Below are 2,774 nucleotides of genomic sequence, written 5' to 3' on the forward strand. Positions count from 1 at the left end.
AAAAGGTGTTGCAGGCCCAGAGTGTATGGCGGGAACGCCTTGAGGCTCAGCCGGTGCAGTTTATGGGAGAGGAACTTCCTCGAGCCTTGCGGGCGGCGGCAGCAGAACTGGCCCATTTCGTCGGGGCCGAACCCGAAAATTTGGTGTTTGTGGAAAATGCCACCAGCGGGGTCAATGCCGTTTTGCGCTCGCTGCGGTTCCGGCCAGAGGATCAGATCGCCTGCACCAATCACGGTTACGGGGCCGTTCGTCAGGCATTGCAGTACATCTGTGCCCAGTGGGGAGCCATCCCAGTTGAGGCGCAGATCCCTTTCCCCATTGCGGGGCCAGAGCAGGTTATCGCCGCCTTCGAGGCCATCCTCACCCCCCAAACCCGTTTGGCGGTGTTGGATCACCTCACCTCGCCTACGGCTCTGATCTACCCCCTGCCTGAGCTGATCGGCCTCTGTCGGGAGCGCGGGATCCCGGTTTTGGTGGATGGCGCCCATGCCCCCGGAGTTCTCCCCTTGGAGTTGGAAAAGCTAGGAGCCGATTGGTACACCGGCAATGCCCACAAGTGGCTGTTTGCCCCGAAAGGCTGTGCCTTTTTGTGGGTGGCCCCCTATCGACAGGCCCAAACTCATCCTACGGTGATCTCCCACGGCTATGGGCAAGGGTTCACAGCGGAGTTCGACTGGGTGGGCACACGGGATCCCAGCGCTTGGTTGGCCATTTCAGCAGCCCTGGCGTTTATCCAAGGGGTGGGACTGGACAACATCCGTCAGCACAACCACACTCTGCTGCTGCAGGCGCGGCAGTTGCTCTTGGAGGCTCTTGAGGGGATCCCGCCCGCCCCCGAAAAGATGTTGGGCTTTATGGCCACCCTACCCTTGCCGCCATTTTGGCAGCAGTGGATCCCTGAGCTTCCTCTTGAGGAGCGCGCCCGTCGGCTTCACGATTACCTCTGGTACAAGTACCGCATTGAGGTTCCGATCATCCCCTTCGCCGGGCAGCTTTGGGTACGCATCTCGGCCCAGGTCTACAACCGTTTGGCAGAGTATGAACAGTTGGCGCTGGCCTTGCAGCATCTGCCCTGAGGTTTTGTCGGTTGAGCCGCTTTCACGACATTGAAAGTATAGTTGCTTCGCACACCAGTAAAACGATTCCAGATCTATGGTCAATTCAGTTGAGGATGAGATGACGTTACAGGTAGGATGGCATGCCAGTAGACCTCAGAAAGAAGCCTTGACCTGAGAGAGAGTCGTAGGGCATGTCCAGGAAGGGAGCAGACCCACAGACGTACAAAGCCGGTCATACAGCGGAAGGGAAGGGTATGGGAGTCGGTAAAAGCAGCGCGGAACGCTTGGGGAGCGTCTCAATCTAGTTTGAAGCGACCGCAGTGCTTTCAAGAGGGCAAGGATGCATGCAGATGGAGGAACTTCTGTTGATGAAGTGACAAGGCCTGCTTTTGCGAGTCGGACTATTCTACTGGCCAGTGTCTCATTGCTATTTGAATTGACTATCTGAAAAAGTCAGAAAACGTATCCCGCAGATCCGAAAGCCGATCGTTGAAGCAGGTAAGCCGATCCCCTACAGAGTTCACCAGCGTCAGATCTGCCCGACCGGTTGTCCCTTCAAATCCCAGTAGAGGAACACTCATGCGGCTGGGATCCGTGGGATTCTGGGAAACGCGGATGACGGCTCGATCGCGGTTAAATTGATAAGCCTCGGCCACATAGCGGATGGGCTCGCTCAAGGTGGGATCCACCGGCAGCCCTGGGGCCGGCAGGAGATCCACCAGCTCGGTGAACGTGCCACTCCGCAGGCCCACCACGGCAGCAGCTCCCAACTGGTTACAAATGGCAATGAGAACCGGCTCTTGGGCAGTGGCGGTGAGGTTGGCCAAGGTAACCGTGACCGTGGCGCGGCTGGCTGCCGGCGGGTAGGTGACCTCAAAGGTGCGGGCAAAGGCATTGCCCAGCTCGTCGCGGGCGCGAAAGCGAAGCTGCCCGGTGTAGGGCAGGATGGAAGAAAAGTAGATGCCAAAGCGGTCGCTGGGACTCCGTCCGGGGATATTGGCCTGTCCGGGGACATAGGCAAGGGCAGCCCGGCTTTGCCACTGATTGGGCGGGGTGTAGGGCAGCAGCGGGCCACTGGTGAAGTTGGGGGGTTCTTTGGGGGGCAGATCCGGCTGGCCATCTCTGTTCAGATCCAGCCCATTGCCCAAGAAGGCCACCGAGCGCTGTAAGAGAATAGGACGGTTTTGGTTATCCAAAAGGGGATTCCGCCTTTCTGCCAGCCCGGCATTGTCCACATAGACATTAAGGGGGCGATTTAGGATTTGGTTATCCCGCTGCCGCCGCATGTTGAACTGTAGGTAGGGCCCCACTGCGCCCGCTGCCGGGGATCCTCCTGTGATTTCAAAATCATCCGCCCGCAGGAAGACATTTTCCAGGGGGCCCAGAGGAGTTGTTCCCTCGCCGCAACCGACCAAGCCAAGCGCTAAAATGGCCAAGGCTGTATAAGCTACAACAGAGCATCCTTTTTCGATAGGGGAATCCGAGCTCCCACAAGTCGGCAGCAGGGGCCGGCAGGCATGCTTTGGCTTCAGCATTCATCTCCTCTCCACAACAGACACCTTGGCGAGGGTTAAACCCAACCGGACTGAGTTGAGGATGGGCGGGGATCCCTCTGCACTCATCGGATTCGCCTGAACCACTATACCGTGAGCCTCGGTTCAGCTAGAAATCGCAGGAGCCCCGCATTGTACCCGTAGGGTCAGTGCCGGGAGGAAT

At 58.4% G+C, this 2,774-nt stretch carries 2 protein-coding genes; one reads left to right on the plus strand and one right to left on the minus strand.

The genetic code is table 11. The features are described 5' to 3' along the window. Positions 1–1,076: aminotransferase class V-fold PLP-dependent enzyme (locus tag NW815_RS12465; protein WP_414416077.1), on the plus strand; the 1,076-nt coding region annotated here is incomplete at its 5' end. 422 nt (positions 1,077–1,498) lie between these two features. Here NW815_RS12465 and NW815_RS12470 read toward each other — a convergent pair. Then, positions 1,499–2,494 carry a hypothetical protein gene (locus NW815_RS12470; protein WP_414351221.1) on the minus strand — a complete coding sequence of 332 codons (996 nt, stop codon included), beginning with the start codon at positions 2,492–2,494 and terminating at the stop codon, positions 1,499–1,501. Positions 2,495–2,774: the final 280 nt, after the last annotated feature.

It is taken from the genome of Synechococcus sp. R6-7, assembly GCF_047461695.1.
Taxonomy (GTDB): domain Bacteria; phylum Cyanobacteriota; class Cyanobacteriia; order Thermostichales; family Thermostichaceae; genus Thermostichus.